A 26,314-nucleotide genomic window follows, 5' to 3' on the forward strand; every position below is an offset into this window, starting at 1 on the left:
TTAATGAGTGATTGATTGTATTGCTTCCAGTTGGTTGTTTTATAACGAGGTTTAGGCATAGGGCTACGAGAGGGAGTGAATGTAGCTGATCAGATCGTAGGTTCTGGATTTAGTTCCACTGAATTACGCAACAAAGCCGAACTGGTGCCAAGATGATGTGACATACTGAAGCGGTGCATCATATATCAGTTATGTTAATCATTCATAGATAACTCATTGTATTATTGAACAAATGCACGATTTCTTTCTATCAAGAACAATCATCGATGAGAGCATTCGAAAAATTCGCTTTATTATTGTTCGATAATACCATTCTAAATATAGGTATATAAATCAAGAGGGTTATTTAAACCTTATTTCGTGTTATTTGATTTATCTGTTCATCGGTTTCCGTTTCTTCAACTCGTTAACTCAGCTTTCATATTCTTAAACTACCAAATATTCAAGCTCTTAAATGATCGAGCTCTTAAGTTATCAAGCTCTCAAGCTCTCAAGCTTTCAAGTTATCAAGCTCTCAAAGTAATGCTGAACAAATTTAACGAACACTTGGTGTTTCTTTGCCGGATAAATAACTTGCGGATAGAAAAGGTAAATACTGTTGCCTTGTTGTAGACATTCATCAGGCAGTACTCGCTCTAATTCTCCAAGCTCGACCTCTTTCGCGACGTAATAACTTGCGATACGGATGATGCCACCGCCTGCCATAGCTTGTTGCTTAAGTAAGTGGTTGTCATTGCTTGAAAGCCAGCCGGACACATCAATATTTGCCGATTTTAAAGGCCACTCGGTTTGGTGCAGCGTTGCTAAGCATTGATGATCTCTTAAATCACTCACATTGGTTGGGCGACCAAATTGATCAAGATAACTGGGAGTTGCGACTAAATCATGCTGATAGCTAATCAAGTGTTTCGCCACCATGTTGTCAGGTGGCGTATTGGTGGCGCGAAACGCGATGTCGATATCATCTTGGTTGAGATTAAAGTTGGTGTAGCTGCTGTTTATCTCAAAGCGGATTTCTGGATATTGCTGCCTAAACTGTTGGCAGATATCGAATAGATATACCTCAGTAAACATCTTTGGCGCGGTGAGGCGCAATAGACCTTTTACGATGTCGTGTTGCTCTGAAACGCTGCGTTCAAGCTGTAAGACTTGTGAACGAATCGTTAAGCCTTGTTGTAACGCGCGTTCGCCTTCTTGAGTTAAACGAACACTGCGCGTGGTTCTGACCAAAAGCGGGCACTGTAAATCATTCTCTAAACGTTTGATCTGCTCAGAAAGGTAGCTCTTAGAGATACCGAGCTTTTCGGCTGCCTTGGTAAAGTTGAGTTGCTGAGCAAGTTCTACAAACAGGATCAGTCGTTCTATTCTTTTGTGTTCGTTCATTCGCGCGTTCCTACCAATCTATTGTTCGTCATATCAAACAATCATTTCGTAACTAGCATATTCTGTTTTTTAAAAAGAACAATATGATAGAGGCATATTTCTGGTCAGCAAATCTTCTAAGCGAGAATCAATATGACGAACAGCATTGAATCTACAAGCAAATCGAATGACAAAAAGAGTATCCCATTATCAAACCATCTGCCGAATGTTGGGCAAGTTGCCTATGGTTGCATGGGGCTAGGTGGTGGCTGGAATGATAATCCAGTGACAAGTGCGGATGTTGCTCAAACACGAAGTGTAATCGACACGACATTAGAATCGGGCATTAACTTATTCGATCATGCGGATATCTATACCTTCAGCAAAGCTGAGCAAGCCTTTGGTCAAGCATTACAACAAGCGCCTGAGCTGCGTGAACAGATGTTCATTCAATCTAAGTGTGGGATTCGTTTTGAAGGCGAGGGCAATGTTGGTCGTTATGATTTCTCGGTAGATTGGGTAAGCCAATCGGTAGACGGTATTCTCAACCGATTGAATACTGAAAAGCTCGATGTGCTGTTATTACATCGTCCTGATCCTTTGATGGAACTCGATGACCTGGCAAGAGTGTTAGAGCACTTAAAAGCGCAGGGTAAGGTCGACTTCTTTGGTGTGTCGAACATGAACAGCCATCAAATTCAGTACCTGCAATCTGCACTTGGGCAGCCCATTGTCGCGAATCAAGTTGAGATGAGCTTAGCCAAACTGGATTGGTTGAACGATGGGGTGATGATTAACTCGCAAGGGCACCATCAATCAGATTTCGCAGCTGGCACACTAGAACATTGCCAAATGAATAACATCCAACTGCAAGCTTGGGGCTGTTTGGCACAAGGCCGATTTGCTGAGCAAGGTTTGTATTCAGAACATGAACACGTGAAAAAGACGGCGCACTACGTGGCTCAGTTAGCAAATCAATATGGCGTAGAAAGTGAAGCGATTGTGTTGGCATTTTTGCTTCGTCACCCTGCTCGTATCCAACCTGTTATTGGCACCACAAATCTAGACCGAATCAAAGCTTCAGCGGTGGCGACTCAGATAAACCTGTCGCGTGAAGAGTGGTACAACTTATACGTGTACTCACGTGGTCAAGCGCTGCCATAAGGAATAAACATGTTGAATCAAAAGATCGCACAACAATTGGTGTCTAACGCTCTAGATATTGCCGAGCATAATCAACAAGCAATTGCGGTGAGCGTATGTGATACGCACGGAGAGTTATTGGCGTTTATTCGCATGGATAATGTGAGCGTACAAGCCGGGTTGTTAGCACAGAACAAAGCTTATACGTCTGCAAGAGACAGACAGCCAAGCGGTAACTTAGGCGCTTGGGCGAGAGAAACCGGTAAAGACTTAAGTTACTGGACCGACTCAAAGATCACTGGCTTTAAAGGCGGTGTTCCCATTGAGATAAAGGGGCTGGTGATTGGCGCTATTGGTATCAGCGGATTAAGTGAAGATGACGATGAAGCACTTGCTGAGAAAGTGATTCAACTTGTGCTCTAAGTGCTGTTGCTTGTGAAGCAATGGAAGTTAGAAGTAACAGATAATAAAAAACCGATGCATGTGCATCGGCTTTTTGTTTAACGAGACTCAAGTTATTGAATCAATCGAACTCATTAAGCGTTCGCTTGTTCCAGATCTTGTTGCTTGTCTTTCTTACCCAATAGGCGGCTTGTGATCGTACCGGCTGTCATTGCACCAGATACGTTAAGCGCTGTACGTGCCATATCGATAAGGGGTTCGATAGAGATAAGCAGTGCTGCAATCGTTACTGGAAGCCCCATAGCAGGTAGCACGATAAGTGCCGCGAACGTTGCACCGCCACCTACGCCGGCAATACCGAATGAGCTCACTGTAATGATAGCAATTAGAGACAGAATGAAGTTGATGTCCATTGGGTCGATGCCAACCGTAGGTGCAACCATGACTGCTAGCATTGCAGGGTAGATACCCGCACAACCGTTTTGGCCAATCGTCGCACCGAAAGTTGCAGACAGGTTAGCAATCGCTGGTGGCACATTTAGCTTAGTGATTTGAGCTTCAACGTTTAGTGGAATCGTTGCAGCAGAACTACGCGAAGTGAAAGCGAACGTTAGAACAGGCCAGATTTTTTGGAAGTACTCTTTCGGGTTTACACCAACAAAAGAGACCAACACACCGTGAACAACAAACATCAGGATGATTGCTACGTAAGAAGCAACGATGAAACCGAGTAGGCTTAGGATGTCTGAAGCACTCGATGTTGCGACTACTTTCGCCATTAACGCAGCGATGCCGTATGGCGTGAGTGCCATGATCATCTTAACTAAGCGCATAACGATAGATTGCGCAGCGTCAACGAAAGTACGGATCGGTGATTCTAGCTCTTCTTTCTCAGCCATTACTTTACGAGCAGCAATACCTGTTAGCACGCCGAAGATAACCACAGCGATGATAGACGTAGAGCGAGCACCGGTTAGATCAGCAAACGGGTTAGTCGGAATGAAACTAACCAGCATTTGTGGAATGGTTAGGTCTGAAACACTTCCCATGCGGCTTTCTAGTGTTGCAATACGAGCTGTTTCACGCGCGCCCTCTGTTAAGCCTTCAGCCGAAAGACCGAATGCTTGAGCCACTGCAATACCTACGATTGCAGAGATCGCTGTTGTTGCGAGTAATACTGAAATAGTGATACCAGAAATCTTGCCCAGTGAACCGCCTTTTTCAAGCTTCACTACAGCCGCAATCATTGAAACCAAGACTAATGGCATGATTACCATTTTAAGCAATCCAACGTAACCACGACCAACGATGTTTACCCAGTCTAGTGTCTCTTTGATGATGGGATTGCCTTCACCAAATAGCAGCTGTAGACCAAGGCCAAATGCACTACCAAAAACTAAACCGAGTAAAACGAGGCGAGAAAGTGTGTTTTCTTTTTTCTGCTGTCCGTAGAGAAAAAAGAGGATACCAGTGAATACCGCTAAGGCAGCGATAGCTGAAAATGACATTTGTTTTCCTTATGAATAACTCTAAATCAATTAGGCACCTAGATGTGTAGGTGTCAGTACTGCTGCTAAAATAACGTTCTGTTACAAAACGTAAAATAAGGAAAAGTAATTTATTAGAACGATTAGTAATATCCACTCAATGGTATGGGTGGATATTCAACATTGTGATGAATAGGTGAGCTTTTTAGCGATATTTTGCCAATAAATTGATCATGTCACTTGACGAGTAAATTTCGGTATTTTTGAAATTATTTTCGAATAATCGGAACAACATTGCCTTCGCGACGTCTTCCGCTTGAATAGGGCGTAGGTTTTTGAACTGACCAAACATAAAGGGAGAGACCAAAGGAAAGATGCTTTGCAGGAGTTTTTCATCGGCTCTGGGTTCATCACGTTCACCAACCAGCGGCCCCGGACGTGCGATGAAAAGCTGCTTGAAGCCAATACGTTTTAAGTTTTGCTCCATTTGCCCTTTGCAACGAAGGTAGTGTGAATAAGAATCTGGCGAAGCGCCATAGCTCGAAACGACGGCAACGCGTTGTACCCCAAGAAACTTCATCGACTGTGCAACCTGGCTAACCAATTCAACATCGACTTTGCGAAGTGCTTCTTTTGATCCTGCCTTTTTCTTAGTCGTACCTAAGCAGATAACGCCAAGTTTAGGCGTCGCATTCGTATCATCCCAACTCGTGACTTGCAGGTCATTATGAATGAGTGTGTGGAGTTTATTGGAGTCAAACTGTGCATTGAGTGATCTTCGGGATAACGCATAGATATTGTCGACAGCGGGCTCATCAATGAGCTGCCTCATCACATGATGACCAATTAGCCCTGTTGCACCAGCCACAACAACCGATGTTTTGTCTCCAGCAATGCTCATGGTTCTCCCTAACACTCAAGTAAGTCACTGTTGTAATTTAAACCTTCTTATTCAATGACGAAAACTTGTTCGCTTTTAATGTGAAGGCACATGCAAATTAATTGTCAGTTATCAATATTAGCTATGGAAAAATAATGTTATGGAAACAAAAAGCCCGTATTTGCGGGCTTAAAGAGTTCAGACACATAATGATCATGCGAAATTTTTAAACGAGGAGGTTAACACCCGTCATAGAATTTATTGATTGTCAGATCGCCAATGTTGATGACTTGGCTTTGATTCGATGTGTAAGATCGTGTGAATTGAACAAAACAGTTATAGCTTCCCAACTCTCCAAACTTCCTTTCTCTGCCTGTGTAGACAATAAGGGTAGGGTTAAATTGAGGTCCGTAGCTCAATAGATGGTAGTTTTCCGTTTCCATAGCGTTTTCAACATTGTCAGAGTCGAGAGCGATCGTTCCCCATCGTATCCAAATATTTTGATCTGAAAGCTTTGCTAGTTTTTCCTTCTCTAAACCTTCAATAGTGGCTTTACCCATCACGATTTCGTTTGTTGCGTTGAAAGCACCAATGAATCCATCGAGTGTGGCTATCCTGGCATCAGAGTTCAGGTTCAAAAATCGTGGTGCTGCAGTCACTGAGAGAATGCCTAAAATGATGATAGTCAACACCATTTCAATTAACGTGAAGCCTTTGTTTTCCATAAGTACCCTTAATAACTGACAGGGAAATATTAGCAACAAGATTTAATATGTAAACGGATCTGAGATTTATGTAAGTGCATAAAATGTAGGGGATAATTTACATTGAGTGATAAGTGTACCAAAGCAATTTGATTTACTTATTTAGTGGTTTTGTTATGTACTAAATGTCTAATTAGTTGGACTTGGTAGCTGTTCGATTGATTTTTGAACAAAGAGATAGGAAGTGATGTCAGTAGAGATAACAAAGCCCGCTGGGCGACGGGCTTTGTTACTTACTTTGCTGCTTTCTAGGTGAAGGATAGTGGGATTTTCCTTACCTTTTTGCTGGTTTTCTTACTTGATTTATTTGGTTTTCTTTTACTTGAGTTTGGAATCATTACACCTCCTAAATCGTTGTTCTGTTTTGTCTTTCAATCGATTGTCTTTCTTTGTGTAGCGTCAGTGTTGTAGGCATTCACTGTATGGGTACTTATCAATGGAGAGATTAACAAGTACTTTAGATAAAGCATAAACGATGCCAAAATGTAAGTTATTGATAAATCTATTATCAGTATTGTAGGTGTTTTAGGGTTCGTCAATTTGATTGTCAATTTGAGAAAAAACCAGTGTGATCTGTTTAAATTAAGAACACTCTCTACGGTTTCTGGTGATTAGGCATAGATACAGCATTGCTTAACACGTAAACTGAGTCGTAATTCACATAGACCAAGGACGTGCTATGAACCTCAAGCTTGATACTCTTGCTCCCACTCAGATTTATCACCTGATGACACAAACTGTTGTGCCTAGGCCTATTGCATGGGCATTGACGGAATCTTCTGACCAAGAGTTCAACCTAGCGCCTTTCTCTTATTTCACGCCTGTTTCCAGCAATCCGCCGCTACTGATGTTGTCGGTCGGAAAGAAGCCGTCCGGCGAAATCAAAGATACCACTCGTAATGCCCTAGAAACGGGTAAGCTAGTGATTCACATTGCTTCTTCAAGTTCTGCAGAAACAATGACAGCGACAGCAGCTACCCTTGAACACGGTGACTCTGAAGTCACCGCGAATAATATTGAGCTGATTGAATTTGAAGGCTTTTCTTTACCGAGAGTAAAAGAGTGCGCGGTCGCTTTTGGCTGCACTTTGTACGAAGTAAAAGAAGTTGGAGAGGTGCCACAAAGCCTTATCTTTGCTCAAGTTGAAACCGTGTACATTTCCGAAGACGTGATCGATAAAGAGAGTGAACGTCTTAAGGTTGATGCGTTGGCATTGGACCCACTGTCTCGACTTGGTGGCGGTGAATACGCGACGCTTTCTAATGTGTTTTCTGTCGCACGCCCTAAGTAACAATCCCTAAGTAGCAGTCCCTAAATTAACGTACCCAGAATAAGCGTTTTTAAAAACTATGTTAGATACCCAATACTCGCAGTACATCCAACACCGAATTGACCAAAAAACCAAGCCACTCGGTGCGCTTGGCTTACTAGAAAAAGTCGCTCATCAATTGGCATTGATTCAGAGCCAAGGCAAAGAAGCTGCGGTTGAACACATCGAATTAAATAAGCCAAGTATCATCATTTTTGCTGGCGACCATGGCATAGCAGATGAAGGTGTGAGTATTGCTCCAAGTGCCGTAACACAGCAGATGGTGTTGAACTTCTTAAGCGGTGGCGCGGCGATCAATTGCTTCTGTACGGTGAATAATATCGATATCACGGTAGTCGACACGGGGATATTGTTGCCTGTGGAATCTGACAGTGACATGTTGATCTCTCAGCGCTTGGGTACGCGAACCAATAACTTTGCCAATGAAGCGGCAATGAGTTTAGAAACGGTTGAACGTGGAATTGAATTGGGTACCGAGCTTGTATCTAGAACCATTTCGAATGGCACCAATATCATCATGTTTGGTGAAATGGGCATCGGTAATACCAGCAGCGCATCAGCGATCTTAAGTGCATTATCGAATCGTGCTGCAGCGGAGTGTGTCGGCCTAGGCACTGGCATCAACAATGAACAGCTTGCACGTAAAGTGGCTGTGGTTGAGCAAGGTGTCGCGCGTTGCAAAGGTTTAGAGCTTAAAGACGTTAAAGAGCTTACAAATCTTACAGATATTAAAGGGCTTAAAGATATTAAAGAGGTACTAGCACAAGTCGGCGGCTATGAAATCGTTCAAATGGTGGGTAGTTTCCTTGGCGCTTACCAGAACAGAACACCAATATTAGTCGATGGTTTTATCGTATCGGTTGCAGCGTATGTCGCGACCTTAATTGAACCGAACTGCCGTGATTATATGATCTTCGCTCATCGGTCTGAAGAATCAGGGCACAAAATTCTGTTAGAACTGCTAGACGCTGAGCCACTGCTCGATCTTGGATTGAGATTAGGCGAGGGCACGGGTGCTGCGCTAGCTATGCCCATTATTCGTGCGGCAGCCGAGTTCTATAACAACATGGCGAGCTTCGAAAGTGCTGGAGTCACGGTTTAATGAGTGATGCACCAGAAAGATCGTTGAAAGATCGAGTTACTTATCAGTGGGAGCTGTTTGCGCTGGCGATGGGCTTCTTTTCTCGCTTGCCAATGCCGAAGAATACGCCCTATTCATCAGAGCGAATGAACCGTTCGGGTCGCTACTTTTCAACGGTTGGTTTGTTACTTGGTGTTCTATGTGGCGGTGTGTTTTTGCTACTTGATACGGTACTGCCGAGTGCAGTGGCGATTTTCTTGATGATGAGTTTTAGCCTGATGCTCACAGGTGCATTCCATGAAGATGGTTTGACTGATATGGCGGATGGCATTGGTGGCGGCATGACTCTAGAACGTCGTTTGACCATCATGAAAGACAGCCGAATTGGCACTTATGGCGCGTCTGCACTGGTTATGGCTCTGCTTGGCAAGTGGGTACTGTTGAACGAGCTGGTCAACATGACAGCTCTGTTTATGGTTATCGTGACCAGTTATACCTTTAGCCGCGCGATTGCTGCATCGCTGATTTACGACATGCCTTATGTTAGCGATTTAGATACCAGTAAAAGTAAGCCATTGGCCAGCAAGCAAACCAAAGGCGAGCTTGTCTTTTTGCTGACTGTAGGCGTGCTGCCTAGCCTGTGGTTTGGTCTTGAATTCGCTTTGGTTTTATCTGTCGTCGCCTATCTGTTCAGAACAGGTTTCAAAAGGTGGTTAACGGCTCGAATTGGTGGCTTTACTGGCGACTGCTTGGGGGCAGCTCAACAGTTAATGGAGTTGCTGACTTACCTTGTATTTATCACTGCATTTTACAATGGCTTTCTATAACGGTTCCCTATGACGAACACCAATCAAACTAATCAAACTAATCAAGCAAGACAGCGAAACAGCCATCTGGTATTGGGCGGGGCTCGTTCTGGCAAGTCGAGTTTTGCAGAGCAACAAGCATTATGTGCGCTTGAAGCATGTTCAAATGGACGCCTCAATTATATTGCGACAGCGACATATCTTGATGATGAAATGCGAGAACGAATCGCGCACCATCAACAACGTCGTGGCGAGCAGTGGTTTGAGCATGAAGTACCCGTCGAATTGGCTGAAAAACTGCAGTCTTTTGAGAAAGAAGATGTGGTGCTGATTGACTGCCTAACCTTGTGGTTGAATAACATCATCTTTGAATTGGGTGATGATGCGACTAATGAACAAGTGGAAGCTGTCGTTGAAACCTTGGCGCAAAGCGTTGAGCAAAGCCCTGCACATATTATCATGGTGTCTAACGAAGTCGGTTTGGGCGTGGTTCCGCTGGGGAAAGTGTCGCGCTTGTTTGTGGACAATGCAGGACGAATGAACCAAGCGCTAGCTCGCGTCGTTGAACGCGTCACGCTGGTTGCTGCCGGATTGCCGCTGCACTTAAAACCATCTAATCACTTGCTTGATACTCAAGGCTAGGTCGCACACATGGTTAATGGAACAACTAAAAACATCTATTTATTAAGACATGGCAAGGTCGAAGGCGAAGCAGCACTTAACGGATTGTCAGACGTGTTGGTCAACCCTGATCTTCAATATCAGATCTGTGGAGCTCTCGCTAAACAAGACATTACCTTTGATAGCGTGGTTTCCTCGCCACTCAGACGATGTGGTGATCTCGCGAGCTTGTTTGCAGAGCGTATGTCAGTGCCTTTATCTGTTGCACCAGACTTTCAGGAAATGAACTTCGGTGAAGTTGATGGTGTCCCATTTGATGAACTTGAAGACAAGTGGGGAATGTTAGAAACCTTTTGGAAAGACCCTGCTAATCATCAATTAACTGGTGCAGAAGGTTTACAGAGCTTCCACGACAGAGTAACTCAAGCTTGGTCGCAACTTTTGAATGATCCAAGTGACAATATATTGTTGGTTACTCATGGTGGTGTGATTCGCATATTGTTAGCGCATTGCCTTGATATTGATTGGAAAAACCCGAGTTTGTACTCGAAGCTATCGATAGAAAACGCATCGATAACTCATATTCAAATCACTCAGTTTGCGCAGAGTTTTATCAGTGTTAAATCGATAGGGCTACCTGTTCTCTGAGTGTTAAAAATACACGGTTTTAAGAATTAACAATCTATTAGAACTGTAAATAGAAATAGAAATAGAAATAGAAATAGAAACAGAAATATAAATAGAAGTATAAAGCGGCGTTTACAGCCGCTATACCAGATTGGTATTACTACCTACGTGAAAGGAATTTAGTCATGACAACACCGAGTTGGGATCTAAGCATTGCTTATCGCGATCTTAATGATGCAAAAATCGAACAGGACATTGAACTCATTCAACAATGTATTGAGCTGTTGTACCTACACGTTGAAAAGCGTCATATTATCCTAGCGATGCAAAACGCCATTCAAACTTCTGAAGCGGCAGGCACGTTACTGAGCACGATCAACACCTTCGCTAATTGCCACGCATCGGTAGACGCGACGCACACAGAAGCCAAAGCACTGCTTGGTCGAGTTGCGAAGCTGAACTCTGAAATGTCTCAAGCGTTTAGCCCTTACGAAGACACGCTAATTCACGCAGAACCAGAATTTATTGATGCAGTATTAGAGCATGAGAGTGCGGATGTTGCAGGGCAACGCTTTGCTATCGAAAGCTCACGTAAGTTATCAAGCAGTCGACTCAGTGTTGCTGAAGAGCAGTTATTGGCAGCGATGAAGGTTGATGGCCGTGATGGGTGGGGGCGTTTATACGACAACCTAACCGGTTCTTTAAAACTGTCGCTAAAGCTGGACGGTGAAGACGAAGCTCTAGGTTTTTCACAAGCCGCGAGCCTGTTGTACGGCAGCGAATTCGACAAACAAGAACCTGCATGGCGCGCCGTTCAAGGTGCGATGAAAACGCATCAAGAGTCTTTTGCTTCGATCCTAAATGCATTGGCGGGTTGGCGACTGACGGAAAACAAAAAGCGCTCGAAGATTAGCGATGTACATTTCCTAGATCCAAGCCTACACGGCAGCCGCATTGTGCCAGAAACGCTAGACACCATGATGTCGGTAGCCAAAGCTAATCGAGCAGTAGGCCAGAAAGCAGGTCTGTTAATGGCAAGAGTTCACGGGCTCGATGAAATGAAGCCTTGGAATCATTTAGCAGCAATGCCACCGCTGGGTGACAGCGAATCTAAGGTTTATCCATTTGATGAAGCGATCGAAGTGATTAAAACCGCCTTCGCTGAAGTAAATCCAGAGATGGCTGATTTCGTCGCATTAATGGTTGAGAACGGTTGGATTGATGCCGCTCCAGCAGCCAATAAACGTCTAGGTGCGTACTGCACTAAATTTGCTGCGACACGCACCCCGCTTGTGTTCATGACATGGAGTGGTAGCCGCTCAGACTTAATGACATTGGCGCACGAGCTAGGCCACGCGTTCCACAACTGGGTGATGAAAGACATGCCGTTGTGTCAAACACGCTACCCAATGACGCTAGCAGAAACCGCTTCGATCTTTGCTGAAAATATCGTTCGTGACCACCTATTGAAGCAAGCACAAACACGTAATGAGAAACTTGAAATGCTGTGGGAAGAGCTTTCTTCTTCTTTGGCATTAATGGTGAACATTCCTGTGCGTTTTGAGTTTGAGAAAGCCTTCTACGAGCAGCGTGAAAAAGGCGAGCTCACGGCTCAGCAGCTGTGTGACTTGATGGAAACTACTTGGAAAGAGTGGTACGGCGATGCAATGACAGAAGCCGACCCTTACTTCTGGGCGAGCAAGCTGCACTTCAGCATCTCTCAAGTAAGCTTCTACAACTATCCATACTTGTTCGGTTACCTGTTCAGTAAAGGTGTTTACGCTCAGCGCGATGCGAAAGGCGAGCAATTCTACGGCGATTACGTTTCGTTGCTTCGTGATACGGGCAGCATGATGGCGGAAGAAGTCGTTCAAAAGCACTTAGGAATGGACCTGACCCAAGCGGATTTTTGGCAACAAAGCATCGACATGGTCAAAGTTCAAATCGATGAATTTGAAAGATTGCTCGATCAGGAAGATTAATTGATCTCAATCTGTTCATGGCAGGTAAGAGCTGTGTTAGCTTACGTGGCTCTTATCTTGCTGACATGACTTGAGAAAAGCTGAGACAGCCAAAAGTTGCTTTAAATAGAGAAAGTTATTTGGAACAGATGTCGGTTAGTAAAGTCAGCAGGTAATATAAAAATATATGGGTAGTATTTGTGAGTGATAACGGAGTTTCTATTGATAAGTGCGATCCTAGCAACACAATTTCTATGTACAATTTATTAACATACGGCCGTGCAATTAAGGAGTAACGCATGACGAAGACCCTCTTTCGCCAATCATTTCTTTTTGACAGCCTAGATCTTGAGCAAGAAGTGGTTGCAGGACAGACCGTACTGAGTAACGGTGTTCAAATTAAGCTTCATCAACGCGGTGTATTGGAAGTGATTCCCGCGGAGTATAATTCTGAAACCAAGAACATCATCTTTTCAACAGGTGTTCATGGCGACGAAACTTCACCAATGGAGCTGATTGATAAGCTCATTGAGGATATTGAAACAGGCTTCCAAGTAGTGACAGCAAGATGTATGTTCATCATTGCTCACCCAGAAGCAACCAATGCGCATACTCGTTTTCTTGATGTGAATATGAACCGTCTGTTTGATGAAAAACAGCACGAGAGTAATCGAGAAGTGGATATCGCGAAGAACCTTAAGTACTTGGTTACTGAGTTTTACAAGGAAACGGTACCTGCCACTCGTTGGCACTTAGATCTGCACTGTGCGATCCGTTTGTCTAAGTATTACTCTTTCGCCGTAAGCCCTAAGGTTCGCCACGAAGTTCGCAGTAAAGCTTTGTTCGATTTCATTAACAGTGCTCACGTTGAAGCTGTGTTGTTGTCGAATGCGCCAACGAGCACTTTCAGTTGGTACAGCGCTGAAAACTTCGAAGCCCAAGCACTGACAATGGAGCTAGGGCAGGTAGCAAGAATTGGTGAGAACCAACTTGATAAGTTAACGGCTTTCGATTTGGCAATGCGCAATCTGATTGCTGAAATAGAACCAGAGCATTTACCAAAGAAAACCATTACTTATCGCGTAAGCCGAACCATTGTTCGTTTGCACGATGACTTTGATTTCATGTTCTCTGATGACGTAGAAAACTTTACGGCATTCAAGCACGGAGAAGTGTTTGGTCATGATGGTGATAAGCCATTGATGGCGAAGAATGAAAACGAAGCAGTGGTATTCCCAAATCGTAACGTGGCTATCGGTCAACGAGCGGCCTTAATGGTGTGTGAAGTTGAAACGCGATTCGACCACGGTCAGCTTGTGTACGATTAATACCGAGTCGAGTTAAAGAGACGAAAACAACCGCTCAACTGGTTGAAATATCAAGGTTCACATTACGGTGTGAGCCTTGAGTTTATTTAGGGATACAGGTAAGGTTACGCGAACAATTTCAAAGTAGCTTGATATGGATTTCCAACAACTTCTTCACCAAAAACAGCGCAAATGGACCCGAGCCATTTATCTGATGGCAGCACTGCTTGTCGCGCTGAGTGCGATTTACCTAATGGTTGGCGATCTTTTCATTTCCCCTCTGGGCACCTTGTCCACGTTAGAACAAAAACTACTGATTGATTTACGCTTACCTCGATTATTGGCGGCTATTGCCATCGGGGCAGGGTTAGCTGTATCTGGCGCAAGCCTACAAGTCTTATTGGGTAATGTATTAGCAGAGCCAGGTGTGCTCGGCATTTCTGGTGGCGCAAGCTTGGCGATGGTTATCGTACTGTTCTTCTTGCCGTTTGCTCCTACACCAGAACTGTTCATGATTGCCGCCGTTTTAGGTTCACTTTGTTTTACCGTGATTCTAGTGAGCATGGTAAAAACCATGCGGCTTACCACGGCTAAATTACTGCTAGTCGGTGTCGCGTTGGGCATTCTTTCTGGTGCGATGGTGACATGGGCGTTCTATTTTAGTGATGACCTCAGTCTACGCTTATTGATGTATTGGCTAATGGGCAGCTTGGGTGGTGTAACTTGGTATCAACACTCGCTCACTTTAGTGATGATCCCCGTGATTATTTGGTTGTGCCTGCAAGGTAGTAAGCTAGATAAGTTAATGATTGGCGAGACTCATGCTGCACAGTTAGGCGTGAACGTTCCGAGATTACGTTGGCGTCTAATCTTTGCTGTGTCTATTTTAGTAGGTTGCGCAGTAGCGTTAGGTGGCGTGATCAGCTTTGTGGGTTTGGTGGTGCCACACTTACTGCGTTTAGCGATTGGTACTGACAACCGATACCTTCTTCCTTTGTCTGCCGTGGCTGGTGCAGCATTGCTGGTATTTGCTGATATCTGTGCAAGAACTTTATTGGATTCAGCAGAACTACCCTTGGGTGTGATGACCACCAGTATCGGTGCGCCTATCTTCATTTGGATGTTAATTAAAAATCATGATTCAAATTAAGAGCCTGAGCGTCGGCGCTCGTTTACTACCATTATCATTTGAGCTCAAGCAAGGGCAGGTGACTCATGTCATCGGTCCTAATGGCAGTGGTAAAAGTACCTTACTCGAAGCGATATCTGGCGTTGGTGATGGCTACAAAGGGGATATAAAGCTCGACGGGCAGGATTTGTCTGAACTGTCTCTACAAGATTTATCATTGCATCGTGCTTATCTTTGTCAAAGTGCAAGACCTGCCTTCAACTTGGAAGTGTTTCAATACCTTGCGTTGTCACTGCCAAGCTCCTCACACGGCCTTGATGCTGAAATCAACGCAGCTTTGGAAGAAATTAGTCAGATGCTAGACATCACAGACAAACTTCATCGTTCAATTCAGACACTGTCTGGTGGTGAATGGCAACGCGTTCGTTTGGCCGGAATGTGCCTGCAAATTTGGCCGACGCTTAATCCTTACGCAAAGCTGCTGATCCTCGATGAACCCGCAGCTCCACTGGATATTGCGCAAGAAGCCTTACTCTACAAACTCATTGAACGAGTGGCAGAGAAGGGCATCGCCGTGATCATGGCTAACCACGACCTAAACCGGACCTTAAGACATGCAGACCAAGTGTTGTTGCTCGACAAAGGTGTACTTCAAGCATCAGGTCGTGCAGAACAAGTTCTTACGCCTGAACAGCTAGAGTCCGTGTTCAACACTGAAGTCAAAAGTATCTCAGTCGATAATCAAACTTACCTGTTGTTTGGTTAAGCCTGTATCGTTTGGGTAAGACGGTTGAATCTTAGGGTTGGAAAGCTCGGCAGTTATCGGGCTAACATCATCTCATATTCAACCATCATATCTGGCATCCCTAAACGCTGAACATAGCGCAACGTGCCTGTCGCTGGTTTTACTTCAACATCCCCTAAAAACTCTTCCCAGACATGAGCAATACCTTCGAATTGTGCAGAGTTTACTTCGTTGGTAAATGTCCAATCCGTCCTGACAATGTCGTTAACACTAAAGCCAGCTTCTTCTAAGAATGCCTTCATTTGGTCTAAAATCAATCGTGTTTGAGCAACAGGATCATTAGGGTGTTGAGTGATAAAGTCCGGGTTACAGTCAGCATGTCCTGTCACAAAGAATACTTCGCTGAATTCACTTAGTTTCAGTCCCCAACTAAACGCATTGCTCATATCGGGTAGGTTCTTATTACGAAAAGCTTGTTTAATGGCCATTTTATATCCTCTCTACTTGATAGTGTTTACAGCGAAACTTCCAATACGATTTTGCCACGAGCACGTTTCGATTGACTTAACTCCTGTGCTTGAGCGGCTTTAGATAGTGGGAACACCTTATCGATGTTCACTTTAATTACGCCATCATCAATTAAAGCGGCAATACGTTGTAGATCTCTGGCATTGGGTGAAACCCACCAACGTTGAAAATTTACGCCTAGTTGCAGTGGTAATGCGCTTTCAATGTCATCTAATAGTGAAACTACGTTGCCACCTTTTCGTACGACTTCGAGTGAACGCTCCGCGATGCCATCACCCCCAACAGCGACGAGCACAGCATCTAACTCATCAACAAGGTCTTCAAAGCGTTGAGTTTGGTAATCGATGAATTGATCGACCCCTAAAGCCGTTAAGTAGGCTTTGTTGCTGGATGATGCTGTTCCGATAACATAAGCACCGAGCGCTTTCGCTATTTGAACCGCAAAGCTACCAACACCTCCGGATGCATTGTGAATAAGGACACGTTGACCGGCTTTGAGTTGGCAGCCTTCAACAAGTGCTTGCCATGCTGTTGTTGCGGCCAATGGCACTGCTGCAGCGGTCACGATGTCGAGAGACTTGGGCGCACTTGCTACTAATCTACTATCGACAGCAAGATATTCGGCGTAGGCGCCTTGTTCAGAAATGGGCGCATATACATAGACCTGCTCCCCAAGTTTGAGGTTGCTTACATTGTTGCCTTTTTCGACAACTTGTCCTGCTGCATCCCAGCCAACAATGAGTGGCATTTCATGTTGACCAGTAGACTCTAAGAATCCCTCTCTTACCATCCAGTCGACAGGGTTTACCCCCGCGCCTTGTACTTTGATCAGCACTTGATTTGGGGTGATGGTCGGTTTGGCTATATCGCCGAACGTTAAGTTCTGCGCATTTCCATACTCTTCTAAATACACGGCTTTCATCGTATTTCCTTATAAGTGAGTCATCTGATTTGTTTTTCTAACAGCGGGTTAATCTGCTTGTGGAACTCACTTTGCCCAACTTGTTACTTATCGTCTAATTGATGATTGGTATAATATGTATTGATTAATATGATGAGTTTGTCGATACTCATCCACTAACTCCCTGTGTAATTAGGCAAGTAAGATGGCGAATGTCGATCTGAATTTAATGGTTATTTTTGATGCAATCATGCAGGAAAGCTCGATTAGCGTGGCCGCAGATCGATTGTCGATGACGCAACCGTCGGTATCGAACGCCGTCTCTCGAATGCGCCATGCTTGGAAAGATCCTTTATTCGTGAAACAAGGAAGAGGGATTCGCCCAACCCCTTACGCCGTCGAGTTGTGGAAAACGATTGGTGAGCCGTTAGAGGCAATACGGATAGCAACAGAGCGTGATGAGTTTAATCCTGCGACGTTAAAGCGCACGTTTAGAATCGCAACCACAGATTGGATGGCAGATCTGTTTTGGTTGCCGTTAAAGCAACGAATAGAGCTTGAAGCGCCTGACGTTAATATTCACGCCGTACCTTACAACGTCAATGGAGAAAAGTTATTGCTCAGTGCCGATGTCGATATGGTCTTGGATTATTTCGAAGGCAATTCAGCTCAAGTACAAACTCAACATTTGTTTGATAATCACTTTGTGTGCGCAATGCGTGCCGATCACCCGTTGGCTAGTGAAGAGCTATCGTTAAGTGCTTTTGCTAGTGCTGATCATTTGTTGCTCTCGTTATCAGGTGAGGCGACAGGCGGGGTAGACATACTACTAGGACAGAAGGGAATGAAACGGCGCATCGCCATGACGGTAAACCACTGTTACTCCATACCTAGGTTGTTAATCAATACTGACATGATCACGACGATTCCATTACCGATAATATTGGAGAGCGTGAGCAAGGGAGATCTGGTGATTAAGAAAACGCCATTCACCATGCCACCGGGGCCCATTTCGATGTCTTGGCATGTGCGCCATCAACGTGACCAAGGTACGTTATGGTTGCGTGAGAAAGTGCTTAGTGTTCTGAACCATGGTTTGCCTAAGAATTTACTTTTTGATCCGTTTCAATGAGAAGCGGTGCAAAGTGTATTCGTCTCGAAATTTCTTTTTCGCATTGTTAATCAGTATATTACTGACGTTATATATTGAGCATCATCATAAAGAGTGACATTCTAAGTGTTGCTCAAATCTGAACAACATTTGATGTGATATTTGTAAATTGGAAGGGGAATTAGAGTGTTTAGATATATTCAGCGACGAAGAATCAAAAAGGTGATTAAGCTACTGTCTGCAAGGTTGGTAAAGAGTTATGGAAGCCGTGACTTTTTCTCGATTGGTCAGGTAGAAACGAGTTCTCGTGAATTGAGTAAGCGCCAACAACAAATCGCATTGGCTTTGTTTGCTGATCCACAAGATTTAGATGTTGAATTGGTTCCCACTATCCAGCTGTTACGTAATGATGTGTCTAATGATTTCTTCGGCGGCGAGAATTACACTGCGCGTGATGTGCTCAATCTTTTGGGTGGCGGCGGTTGGAAAGGCGGTCGCATGGACGATGACATGTCACATCGCATGGGCATGCATAGCCGTTATTAAATATCTTCTTACTACCGAACGCCTTTATATCCCCAAAGCGGCTTAATCATAAAGCCGCTTTTTTATTCATTCTGAATAATGTTCCCTCAATCAACACAGAATACTGAAATGTCATAATTCGAAGCAACATCATCTATCTACAACGCATTTGTTTGAGTTGTGTGATGCTGATTCCTATCAATATAAAACCCGCTGTTATTGATAAAATTGACGTATATATTTTTCGTTGTTCTTTAAGTCAGAAACTATAAACCTTCGAATGACAGTACTGGTTGGTTAGTAACCAATTGGTTTTGTGTTTAGGGTAAAATAATAGAGAGTGGGAAAGTGACAACAATAAATAATAATATTCTAAAAATAGCAGTGGGTATGGCTATGCTATCGAGTGTGCCGTCAGTGGCAAATGCTCATGGCTGGTCTGAATTTCCAAGTGCACGTCAGAACACGTGTTACGAGCAAGGCGGGGTTTGGTCGGGTACACCACCAAATGCTGCATGTGCTCAAGCGAAAGATATTTCTGGATCATACCCGTTCGTTCAACGTAACGAGTATGCGAAAAATATCCAAGATTTCAACAACATCAATGCTGTAAAAGCGGCGATTCCTGACGGCACTTTATGTTACGCCAATGATTCGCAAAAACGCGGCATGGGTGCACCTCATACTGGTTGGACTCGAACCGAGCTAAATACTGGTACATTTGAATATGTATTCAACGCGACTGCACCACACAACCCGTCATTCTGGGAATTCTACCTAACGAAACCAAACGCAGACCTGAGCAAAGGCCTAGCGTGGGGGGACTTAGATCTTATCCAAGAAGTGGGGAATGTTCCTGTAAGCGGTGGCAAATACCGTATCAACGTAACGATTCCTTCAGACCGATCTGGCGACGCAATCTTATACGTTCGTTGGCAACGTGACGATGCCGCGGGTGAAGGTTTCTACAACTGTTCAGACATCACTATCGCAGGTGGTACAACCCCTCCACTAGAGCCGGGCCCTGAACCTGATCTAGTTCGTGGTGACCTGTTTGTTTCTGACCAGTTTGGTACGCCAGAAATTGGTGATACGGTTAAATACGACATCATCAACAAGTACGGTGAAGTAGCGCGTAGCTTCGACATCGTCATCGACGCTTCAAACGTTAACGATTGGGCTCGTTTGTTGGCTTCAGAAATTAACGGCTGGCATGAAGAGTTTAAAGACGGCGCGATCTTCATTGGTGATTGGCACGCTGAAATGCAGCACTACATGTACTTCCAAAACGATCCTTCACGTAACTTCTTTAACTCAAAAGATAGCCGTGCTTCTGGTCAGTTAACGCTGATTGATGGTGGCGACGGTGGTGTTGAACCATTGAAAGGCGACATCTACGAATTAGTTAAGAGTGACAATGTAGTGAATGCTGGCGACAAAGTTGTGATTGCAACAAGCGAAGCGGCAAATCTAACTCAGACACAAGGCTCTTCAGTAAGCATTCAAAATAATGGAACGGCTTCTATCGTAGTTGATACCACTGGCATCACTGCAAACGAAACTCTATCGTTTATGGCTAGCTCGATTGAAAGCGACAGTGTTGAAACCTTCACTTTTGAAGTAATTGCTGATGACGGTGGCGTAACACCGGACCCAGATCCAACGCCGGATCCAGATCCGACTCCTGACCCAGACAATGGCACTTGGGACTCTTCAGCGACTTACCTAGGCGGTGAAGTAGTAACGTACTCGAACCAGTCTTGGAAAGCACAGTGGTGGATTCAAGGTGGTACAAACCCTAAAGCGACCTACGAAAATGATCAGTGGGGCGTGTGGCGTCCAGCCAACTAATCTTAATTAGCGTTAGTTAGTTAGTTAGTTAGCTTTAAAGTAATAACCAAGGCACCACACTTTTTGACGAGTGTGGTGTCTTTTCTTATGGGAGAGATAAACAAGTCGACCGTGAAGAGAATTGCGTTTAGGGTAGGGCTTTGGTTTACCTCGAATGCTCAGTTCACCTCGAATGCTTTGAATATCGGGAGTTCGGGAAGCTTAAGCGCACTGGATAAGAAAGAACTTTTTGATGAAAAAATCACAGATACTCGCCAATACAATTAAGAATCAGATAGAGCAAAACATCTGGTTGAGTGGTGAGAAGATCCCATCAATTAGAGATGCGTGTAAGCGCTATAAACTCAGTATCGAGACGGTACTGCAAGCCTATCAGCAGCTTGAAGATCAAGGCTATGTGTGCTCAAAGCCCAAGTCTGGTTATTTCGTGTTACCGCGTAGAAATGTGTTCACCTCAGAACTCGCACAACAAAAAGCCATCAAGCCGTATCCCGTTAAAATCAGTGATTTGCTTTACGATGTACTTCAGCGTGCCAAAGACCCTAGCATCATTCCACTTAGCTCGGCATTCCCAGATCCTGCTTTGTTTCCGCATCAAGCATTGTCGCGCAGTTTAGCCAATGCCAGCCGCCAAATGCCCGATAACAGCATGCTCACCAATTTGCCTCCAGGTAGTGAAACACTTCGTAGACAAATTGCCCAACGCTATCAAGTTCAAGGCTTGAACGTCCTACCTGACGATATTGTGATCACTTCTGGGGCGATGGAGGCACTTAACTTATGCCTGCAATCCTGTACCGAACCGGGTGACTTAGTTGCGATAGAGTACCCAGCGTTTTACGGTGTGTTACAGACCATAGAAAGGCTAAACCTCACTGCTGTTGAGATTCCAACAGACCCGACAACAGGGATTGATTTGGATGTGTTGGAGTCGGTGTTCGCTTCAATGGACATCAAAGCATGTTGGTTCATGACGGAGTCGCAAAACCCAGTAGGCTATTCGATGAGTGATGGAAACAAGCAGCGATTGGCCGAGTTGGTGAACCAACATAAGATCCCGATGATCGAAGACGATGTGTATCGAGAGCTTCACGTCGGTAATCAAAGCTCTTTGCCTGCTAAAGCCTATGACACTGGCGAGCAAATCATGTTGTGTGGTTCGTTTTCCAAATCATTGTCGCCCGGCTTTCGAATCGGTTGGGTAGTTGCAAGGAAACAAGCGCTAAAGATTCAGAGATTGCAGCACCTTTCGACACTCTCCAGCAGTATTCCGATTCAGCTTGGCTTGTCTCACTATCTGACATTTTATAGCTATGACAACCATCTTAAAAAACTTCGCAAGCTTTTGAATGAAAGGAAGAAGGCGCATATAGCATTGTTAGAATCCAGTTTGCCTAAGAGTGCTCTGATTCATAAAAGCCAAGGTTGCTACTTCATTTGGATAGAACTGCCGCACTCTGTTTGTGTTGAGAAGCTGTATGAGCTAGCCCTTGAACAAAACATCTCTGTCGCACCGGGAATCATATTCAGCAGTGACAAAAAGTTCTCTCATCACATTCGACTCAACTGTTCGTATGCTTGTGACGACAAAATAGCAGAAGCCATTCGAACGCTAGGCGGCTTGATTCAGGCAATGGAATTGCAAGCCAATAGTTGCAGCTAAACTCTGACTAGTCGTTCGTCTAATAAGTAAATCTGTTCTGTTTTTTAATAATCAATCTGTTCTAGTTTGGTTCGTGAGAACTGTGCTGAAATACGCTCCAATTCTTAATATGAAAGCCATCATTATGATGTTTGGAGCTTAAATGTTTGATGTAGTTGAATTGTCGCGTTTACAGTTTGCGCTAACCGCTATGTTCCACTTTCTTTTCGTCCCTCTGACTATCGGTATGTCGTGCTTACTGGCGATCATGGAGTCGATCTATGTACTCACCGGTAAACAAATCTATCAAGACATGACCCGCTTCTGGGGCAAACTGTTCGGCATTAACTTTGCCTTGGGTGTCACGACCGGTTTAACCATGGAATTCCAGTTTGGCACCAACTGGTCTTATTATTCTCACTATGTCGGCGATATTTTCGGTGCACCTTTAGCCATCGAAGCGCTTGTCGCGTTCTTCCTAGAATCCACCTTTGTTGGATTGTTCTTCTTCGGTTGGGAAAGGCTATCGAAACGCCAACACCTTGTGGTGACTTGGCTGGTGGCTCTGGGTTCGAGTTTTTCTGCACTGTGGATTTTGGTTGCCAATGGTTGGATGCAAAACCCGATTGGATCAGAGTTCAATTACCAAACTATGCGTATGGAAATGACCAGTTTTGCAGAAGTGGTGCTTAACCCTGTCGCGCAAGTTAAATTCCTGCATACCGTGGCCTCAGCGTATACCTGTGGCTCGATGTTTATCCTTGGTGTGAGCTCTTACTACTTGTTGAAAGGGCGAGACGTTGCTTTTGCAAAACGTTCGTTTGCTGTCGCAGCTTCGTTCGGCATTGCTTCTATTATCTCGGTGATCGTATTAGGTGATGAGTCGGGCTATGAACTGGGCGATGTTCAAAAAGTAAAGCTGGCCGCTATTGAAGCTGAATGGCACACAGAACCTGCACCTGCGGCGTTTACCTTGTTTGGATTACCAAACCAAGAAGAGGGCAAAACCGACTTCGCGGTCAAAATCCCTTATGTGATGGGAATTATTGCAACGCGATCTTTGGATGAGCAAGTCACTGGCCTTCATGACCTACGCGACCAGCACCTCGTCCGTATTCGCAACGGAATCATCGCTTATGAATTGTTGGAGCGTTTACGAGCAGGCGATACCTCTTATGAGACGGAGCAAGCATTCGATCAAACCAAGCACGATCTCGGCTATGGCTTATTACTTAAGCGTTACACCGATACCGTAACCGATGCGACTGAACAGCAAATCCAACAAGCGGCAGATGATTCAATTCCAACTGTCTGGCCTCTGTTCTGGTCATTCAGAATCATGGTGGGTTGTGGCTTCATTATGTTGTTTGTCTTTGGCGCGGCTTTCTTACAAACCTACCGGAAAAACATCACTCAAAAACCTTGGTTATTGAAAGCGGCACTTTGGTCAATTCCATTACCTTGGGTGGCAATCGAAGCAGGTTGGTTTGTTGCGGAATACGGCCGTCAGCCTTGGGCAGTAGGTGAAATTCTTCCTGTGACGGTCGCGGCTTCTTCTCAAACCGTTGAAAACCTGCTTACGTCTCTTGCTCTCATTATCAGCCTATATTCCGTATTTATCATTGTTGAAAGTTACTTGATGATTACCGTTGCTAAAAAAGGCCCAAGCAGTTTAAAAACGGGTCGCTATCACTATGAACAAAATACAACTTCACTTGAAGCCAAATTGGCACAACAAGTTCAACAATAAGGTGACTGACTCATGTTCGAATATGACACATTGCGTTTAATTTGGTGGGTTCTGATTGGTGTACTGCTGATTGGTTTTATGATCACCGATGGTTTTGATATAGGGGTGGGGGCGTTGTTACCGTTTATTGGTAAAACGAACGCTGAAAGACGAGTAATGATTAACTCCATCGCGCCCCATTGGGACGGCAACCAAGTTTGGTTAATTACCGCAGGTGGTGCGTTGTTTGCGGCTTGGCCTCTGGTTTATGCGACATCGTTTTCAAGCCTTTATGTGGCGATGTATTTGGTGCTTATTTCATTGTGGTTGCGTCCTTTGGCGCTTGAGTATCGAGCAAAGATCGACAGCGATCAGTGGCGACAAGTATGTGACTTGGCAATCTCGTTCTCAGGCTTCTTCCCTCCTATCTTGTTTGGGGTGGCGTTTGGCAATTTGATGCAAGGCTTACCTTTTACGCTGAATAGCTTCTTGATGGTTGAGTACCATGGTTCGTTTATCGATTTGATCAACCCATTCGCGCTTTTGTGTGGTCTAGTCGGGTTATTGATGGCGCTGTTACAAGGTGGTGCGTGGTTGATGATGAAAACCACAGACGTAGTGTACAAAAAGGCAAGAACGGTGACGCAGGCGAGTGCGGTACTTATCGCTTTCCTTATGGTGATTGGCTGTATGGCGATAAACCATATTGATGGGTATCTGATAGTCAGTGCGATGGATCATAGCTCGGCTTCAAATCCTTTGAACAAAGAAGTCGTTACACAAGCTGGCGCTTGGTTAACCAACTTCGATACGTACCCTTGGATGTGGTTTGCACCGATCGGCAGCGTGACCATTCCATTGCTGACTTTGATTGGCGCAAGGTTGAAATGGGATGCGATTGCTTTTATTAGTTCAAGCCTGACTAATGCTTGCATCATCTTAACGGCGGGTTTCTCGATGTTCCCGTTCATTATCCCGTCTAGCGTTAACCCGAGTAATAGCCTAACGCTGTGGGATTCAACATCGAGCGAACTGACCTTGAACATCATGACAGGCGTGGCGTTTGTGATGGTACCTATCATTCTGTGTTATACCGCGTTCAGTTATCGAACCATGTTTGGACGACTCGATAGTGAGTATGTCGAACGTAATGGCCACTCACTGTATTAAGGAGTTTCTCATGTGGTATTTTGTTTGGATATTGGGCTTATTCCTAGCCTCTGCATTTGCAGTTTTGAATGTTATCAGCCTAGAGAAAAGTGATTCAGAAACGGAGTCTTAATCGCTGAGCAAAGCTCTGTAATCGAATAAGAGTTATATAGAAAACAAGAGCTATATAAGAAGACCAGAAGCGTGAGTTTCTGGTCTTTTACGTTTTGTAATGTGTTTTATTCCAGAATAAGGTTTTCTTTAATCTCATCGTTAAGATACCCCTGACCAAAATCTGGTGTCATGAATTCGACGGAGTAGGAGTCTAGATAGCCGGTTTCTAGATAACTCGGCTCTAGATAATGGAAATCTAAGTGATCAGCACTTGCGTAGGTGGGAATCGCAGAAAACAAAACGATACTGATCGCTGCAGCGATATTAATGGCTTTGTTACGTTGAGGAGTCATTTTCATAGTAGTGCCCTCGAAAGGTGGGCAAATCCATCTGCCTATGAGAATTGAATCTGAGATATTTAGAAGTCGTAAGACAAACCAAGTGTGATGATGCTGTCGTTGTCGATCGGGCCCATTATTCCGCTTAACTTATGGGCCTCTTCGTGGGTGTTAAAGTAGGTGTATTTCACGTAGGGTGTCCAGTCGTCGATGCTCTTAGACAGAACGACTTCGTGTTCGTTAGTGCGGTAATCGTCTTGGTCAACGAGATGGTCACCAACATTGGACCCATCACGGTTCTCGTGAGTGTATTGGTAAGCTAAATCCCAACCGGAGAGAGAGTACTCCGCACCGGCGATGAACTTATTGGTGTTGATCGTGGTGTCGCTTAGTTTTTCGGGTACTTGCCTTGACTGGTTGTACCCCAATCCACTGAATACATTGAAGTTGTCGTTCACTTGATAATCAATAATACCTTCGATTAATAACTCTTCACCGTTGTCCCATTTACCGAGTTCACCGTATAGGTTGAACGTGAAAGACTCGCTGATGTGAAAGTCGTGTCCGTAACCCGCGGCTAACCAACCTTGGTCATCAAAACCTATATAGACTTGTCCATTTTCTGAGGTATCGATTAATGCGCCAGCTTCTGTGGTGTAGACACCGTTATCAGCAGCATTAGAGGCAACGTTTTGTTCGATGTAAACTTGAGTCGAAGTCGCAAACGCTGCGCTGCTGAGTAACGTAAGTGGTAGTGCAATAAGGTTAAGCTTTTTCATGG

Annotated in this window: 26 protein-coding genes; 18 read left to right on the forward strand and 8 right to left on the reverse strand. The window is 44.5% G+C overall.

From position 1 onward, the window contains the following. Positions 1–498: 498 nt before the first annotated feature. The gene (locus AACT19_RS06770; RefSeq protein WP_076645815.1) at positions 499–1,383 is read right to left on the reverse strand and encodes a LysR family transcriptional regulator; all 885 of its coding nucleotides are present in this window, start codon (positions 1,381–1,383) and stop codon (positions 499–501) included. A gap of 132 nt (positions 1,384–1,515) precedes the next feature. Here AACT19_RS06770 and AACT19_RS06775 point away from each other — a divergent pair, with 132 nt between their 5' ends. Both AACT19_RS06775 and AACT19_RS06780 read left to right on the forward strand, forming a co-directional pair. After that, positions 1,516–2,526, forward strand: coding sequence for an aldo/keto reductase (locus AACT19_RS06775; RefSeq protein ID WP_076645817.1), 1,011 nt, complete (start codon positions 1,516–1,518; stop codon positions 2,524–2,526). Positions 2,527–2,535: 9 nt separating this feature from the next. Beyond that, positions 2,536–2,928: a GlcG/HbpS family heme-binding protein gene (locus AACT19_RS06780; RefSeq protein WP_076645819.1), complete on the forward strand. Its 393-nt coding sequence runs from the start codon at positions 2,536–2,538 to the stop codon at positions 2,926–2,928. A 113-nt stretch (positions 2,929–3,041) separates the two neighbouring features. On the opposite strand, the gene AACT19_RS06785 is transcribed toward AACT19_RS06780, so the two are convergent. From AACT19_RS06785 to AACT19_RS06795, 3 genes are all read right to left on the reverse strand, one after another. Further along, complete coding sequence (locus tag AACT19_RS06785; RefSeq protein WP_017077997.1) at positions 3,042–4,415, reverse strand: L-cystine transporter; 1,374 nt, start codon at positions 4,413–4,415, stop codon at positions 3,042–3,044. Between the two features lie 184 nt (positions 4,416–4,599). Beyond that, positions 4,600–5,295, reverse strand: coding sequence for an NAD-dependent epimerase/dehydratase family protein (locus AACT19_RS06790; RefSeq protein WP_076645822.1), 696 nt, complete (start codon positions 5,293–5,295; stop codon positions 4,600–4,602). Between the two features lie 218 nt (positions 5,296–5,513). Continuing rightward, complete coding sequence (locus AACT19_RS06795; protein ID WP_076645824.1) at positions 5,514–5,999, reverse strand: pilus assembly FimT family protein; 486 nt, start codon at positions 5,997–5,999, stop codon at positions 5,514–5,516. Positions 6,000–6,717: 718 nt separating this feature from the next. On the opposite strand from AACT19_RS06795, the gene AACT19_RS06800 reads away from it, so the two are divergent. The 9 genes from AACT19_RS06800 (at position 6,718) to btuD (ending at position 15,666) form a co-directional block, all read left to right on the forward strand. Beyond that, entirely contained in the window at positions 6,718–7,329 is a 612-nt protein-coding gene (locus AACT19_RS06800; protein WP_076645826.1) for a flavin reductase family protein, read from the forward strand. Positions 7,330–7,387: 58 nt separating this feature from the next. Then, a complete protein-coding gene (gene cobT, locus AACT19_RS06805) occupies positions 7,388–8,470 on the forward strand; it encodes a nicotinate-nucleotide--dimethylbenzimidazole phosphoribosyltransferase (RefSeq protein WP_076645828.1) in 1,083 nt (360 codons plus the stop codon). After that, entirely contained in the window at positions 8,470–9,276 is an 807-nt protein-coding gene (locus AACT19_RS06810; RefSeq protein WP_076645830.1) for an adenosylcobinamide-GDP ribazoletransferase, read from the forward strand. The genes cobT and AACT19_RS06810 overlap by 1 nt, the downstream gene beginning before the upstream one ends. A gap of 9 nt (positions 9,277–9,285) precedes the next feature. Continuing rightward, on the forward strand, positions 9,286–9,897 hold the full coding sequence (gene cobU, locus AACT19_RS06815; protein ID WP_076645832.1) for a bifunctional adenosylcobinamide kinase/adenosylcobinamide-phosphate guanylyltransferase: 612 nt from the start codon (positions 9,286–9,288) through the stop codon (positions 9,895–9,897). A 9-nt stretch (positions 9,898–9,906) separates the two neighbouring features. Beyond that, positions 9,907–10,524 carry an alpha-ribazole phosphatase family protein gene (cobC, locus tag AACT19_RS06820; protein WP_076645834.1) on the forward strand — a complete coding sequence of 206 codons (618 nt, stop codon included), beginning with the start codon at positions 9,907–9,909 and terminating at the stop codon, positions 10,522–10,524. A 164-nt stretch (positions 10,525–10,688) separates the two neighbouring features. After that, positions 10,689–12,485 (forward strand): M3 family oligoendopeptidase, encoded by a 1,797-nt coding sequence (locus AACT19_RS06825; protein ID WP_076645836.1) that lies wholly within the window; start codon positions 10,689–10,691, stop codon positions 12,483–12,485. Positions 12,486–12,763: 278 nt separating this feature from the next. Then, positions 12,764–13,792 (forward strand): succinylglutamate desuccinylase, encoded by a 1,029-nt coding sequence (locus tag AACT19_RS06830; protein ID WP_076645838.1) that lies wholly within the window; start codon positions 12,764–12,766, stop codon positions 13,790–13,792. A 133-nt stretch (positions 13,793–13,925) separates the two neighbouring features. Then, on the forward strand, positions 13,926–14,921 hold the full coding sequence (gene btuC, locus AACT19_RS06835; protein ID WP_004734896.1) for a vitamin B12 ABC transporter permease BtuC: 996 nt from the start codon (positions 13,926–13,928) through the stop codon (positions 14,919–14,921). Beyond that, positions 14,908–15,666: a vitamin B12 ABC transporter ATP-binding protein BtuD gene (btuD, locus tag AACT19_RS06840; protein ID WP_076645840.1), complete on the forward strand. Its 759-nt coding sequence runs from the start codon at positions 14,908–14,910 to the stop codon at positions 15,664–15,666. Before btuC ends, btuD begins: the two co-directional genes overlap by 14 nt. A gap of 53 nt (positions 15,667–15,719) precedes the next feature. Here btuD and AACT19_RS06845 read toward each other — a convergent pair whose 3' ends face one another. Then, positions 15,720–16,133, reverse strand: coding sequence for a RidA family protein (locus tag AACT19_RS06845; protein WP_017057425.1), 414 nt, complete (start codon positions 16,131–16,133; stop codon positions 15,720–15,722). Positions 16,134–16,159: 26 nt separating this feature from the next. After that, positions 16,160–17,095 (reverse strand): NADP-dependent oxidoreductase, encoded by a 936-nt coding sequence (locus AACT19_RS06850; protein ID WP_076645842.1) that lies wholly within the window; start codon positions 17,093–17,095, stop codon positions 16,160–16,162. Between the two features lie 184 nt (positions 17,096–17,279). On the opposite strand from AACT19_RS06850, the gene AACT19_RS06855 reads away from it, so the two are divergent. The 7 genes from AACT19_RS06855 (at position 17,280) to cydX (ending at position 25,214) form a co-directional block, all read left to right on the forward strand. After that, positions 17,280–18,206, forward strand: coding sequence for a LysR family transcriptional regulator (locus AACT19_RS06855; protein WP_076645843.1), 927 nt, complete (start codon positions 17,280–17,282; stop codon positions 18,204–18,206). 165 nt (positions 18,207–18,371) lie between these two features. Beyond that, complete coding sequence (locus AACT19_RS06860; RefSeq protein ID WP_017092613.1) at positions 18,372–18,731, forward strand: DUF6559 family protein; 360 nt, start codon at positions 18,372–18,374, stop codon at positions 18,729–18,731. A gap of 375 nt (positions 18,732–19,106) precedes the next feature. Beyond that, a complete protein-coding gene (locus AACT19_RS06865) occupies positions 19,107–20,561 on the forward strand; it encodes a lytic polysaccharide monooxygenase (protein ID WP_076645877.1) in 1,455 nt (484 codons plus the stop codon). A 232-nt stretch (positions 20,562–20,793) separates the two neighbouring features. Next, entirely contained in the window at positions 20,794–22,224 is a 1,431-nt protein-coding gene (locus AACT19_RS06870) for an aminotransferase-like domain-containing protein (protein ID WP_076645844.1), read from the forward strand. 142 nt (positions 22,225–22,366) lie between these two features. Further along, positions 22,367–23,953, forward strand: a complete 1,587-nt coding sequence (locus AACT19_RS06875; protein WP_076645845.1) for a cytochrome ubiquinol oxidase subunit I — start codon at positions 22,367–22,369, stop codon at positions 23,951–23,953. A gap of 12 nt (positions 23,954–23,965) precedes the next feature. Then, complete coding sequence (gene cydB, locus AACT19_RS06880) at positions 23,966–25,102, forward strand: cytochrome d ubiquinol oxidase subunit II (RefSeq protein ID WP_076645846.1); 1,137 nt, start codon at positions 23,966–23,968, stop codon at positions 25,100–25,102. Positions 25,103–25,112: 10 nt separating this feature from the next. Then, positions 25,113–25,214 carry a cytochrome bd-I oxidase subunit CydX gene (gene cydX / locus AACT19_RS06885; protein ID WP_017083482.1) on the forward strand — a complete coding sequence of 34 codons (102 nt, stop codon included), beginning with the start codon at positions 25,113–25,115 and terminating at the stop codon, positions 25,212–25,214. Between the two features lie 106 nt (positions 25,215–25,320). Here the strand turns inward: cydX and AACT19_RS06890 are convergent, their stop codons facing one another. After that, complete coding sequence (locus tag AACT19_RS06890; protein ID WP_076645847.1) at positions 25,321–25,554, reverse strand: hypothetical protein; 234 nt, start codon at positions 25,552–25,554, stop codon at positions 25,321–25,323. A gap of 59 nt (positions 25,555–25,613) precedes the next feature. Beyond that, on the reverse strand, positions 25,614–26,312 hold the full coding sequence (locus AACT19_RS06895; protein ID WP_076645848.1) for a hypothetical protein: 699 nt from the start codon (positions 26,310–26,312) through the stop codon (positions 25,614–25,616). Between the last annotated feature and the right edge of the window lie 2 nt (positions 26,313–26,314).

Source organism: Vibrio sp. 10N.222.47.A9, from assembly GCF_963872585.1.
In the GTDB taxonomy this organism is placed as follows: domain Bacteria; phylum Pseudomonadota; class Gammaproteobacteria; order Enterobacterales; family Vibrionaceae; genus Vibrio; species Vibrio splendidus.